This window comes from Enterobacter sp. QK-SA4 (assembly GCF_056856775.1).
On the sequence record NZ_JBXFXH010000004.1, the window covers coordinates 1 to 1,587 of the forward strand.

2 protein-coding genes are annotated in these 1,587 nt (G+C 53.9%); both read right to left on the bottom strand.

Annotation, left to right across the window (positions count from 1 at the left end):
* A partial coding sequence (locus AC1VYI_RS01135) for a replication/maintenance protein RepL (RefSeq protein ID WP_482876192.1) occupies window positions 1–405 on the bottom strand: 405 nt, incomplete at its 3' end.
* A gap of 436 nt (window positions 406–841) precedes the next feature.
* Window positions 842–1,084: a hypothetical protein gene (locus AC1VYI_RS01140; RefSeq protein WP_482876199.1), complete on the bottom strand. Its 243-nt coding sequence runs from the start codon at window positions 1,082–1,084 to the stop codon at window positions 842–844.
* Between the last annotated feature and the right edge of the window lie 503 nt (window positions 1,085–1,587).

Genomic DNA, 1,587 nt, shown 5'->3' on the forward strand with positions numbered 1-1,587 from the left:
CGGCGCTTGTATACGTCCTGCCAATCCCCTTTGGCAAAGAGGTTCCGGGTTCATTTCGTACTCACAGTACCCCGATTTTCGCATGATTCCTGATGCCACTAAGTCTGAAATTCGATTGCGGACAGTTGGCTCTTTCAACCCAGTTCGTTCGGCAATTCTATTTCGAGTGCCCTTGGTGATGAGGACGATTCCCTCGTAATCGATTTTTCCAGCCAGTTCATACAGCACTGATTGAGCACCAGCACTAAGACCAACTATCCGAGATAGGTCTTCGATGTACATCTTCACATAGGCTGGCTCTTTAGGTATTCGGGCAACAATCACATCCTCCGTACTTAAGACTTCACCAGTGGAGTGATCCAAGTGAGTTGTCCTTGTCGAAGTAAGCACCCTTGCTGTGGTCATTTCTCAATCCCTATTCACTAAAAGTAGTGACAAACTCTACTGTTCAGTAAAGCTATTTTGCAACGACTTTCGTGCCATTTGTCACTCTCACAGTGACACAAAATCACTCTCACAGTGACAGTTTGTCACTCTCACAGTGACAAACTCCCCGCTAGGCCGCGCCGTTACTGGTCTGCAGACATCTATTCTCTTATGCGCGTCAAATGAGCCTCGGATGATCAACCCTGTGGATGGGTGGACAATCGCCTTCCAGGCGAACGGCCCTCAAGGGGCATGGACAACCCTATGGACAGGGGTGGACGGGCCAAAAAGACAGCCCGCCCACTGCCCTGACCACAGGGATTGCCCACACCCACGGGCCTTTGCCCACGCCCCCCACAGGGCCAAGGGAGTAACAGGATCTCCCTTAGGGTTTGTATTAGGGGAGGGACTTGTCTCACAGGGAGGTCAAATCGACCTCGATGCGCCGGAACCCTATGGTTTTGGCAGTAGTTACCGCAGCATCGATCGTCTTGAACACTCGCCAGCCTCCCCTCTGGCGTTCCAACACGCTGGTTTCAGCTTGCCTCCCGAACTGGACGAGGTGGAGATGGTAGCCGGCACCCATCGGGGTGGGCACTACCCAGGCTTTCGAGAAGCCCCCCTGATCAAACACCCACTTGGCTTTCTGCTCTTCCATATCAAAAACCCCGTATTGATTCATCAAAACCAGAAATTGATACTACCCCCTCCCGCATCAAAAACAAGGTTTTGATGTATCAAAACAGCTTTTTGATGTCCGGTTTTCAGGGGCGCAGCCCCTACAAGCCGCCCCCTGCAGTGGATAGATCCACCAGACGGTGGGCGGCGGAAACGCCCATATGGACCCGTGGCGAGATCCCCCCTTCCCTGCAAAACCGGCTTTTGAGGGTCTCCGGTTCTGGGGGAGGCAAACGCCACAGCGCCCCCCGATCACCCTATCTTTTGCCCCCCTTCAGGGGGGAGCTATCAAGGGGTTGATTCTTCCTCCGGCACCCTGCCGGAGCGAGCGACTTTACGAAGTAAAGTCTAGTGAGTACTCTTGCTTGTCAAGAGGCCCACCGGAGGTCGCCATTCTGTCGCCCCCCTCCAGCCTCTCCGACAGTCCACCGAAGAGGGGAAGACACATGGCCGCCTTTGCCATCATGCGCTGCAAGAAACTAT

Coding starts and splice junctions, on each gene's coding strand:
- AC1VYI_RS01140 (WP_482876199.1), bottom strand. CDS start 1,084: ATGGAAGAGCAGAAAGCCAAGTGGGTGTTTGATCAGGGGGGCTTCTCG.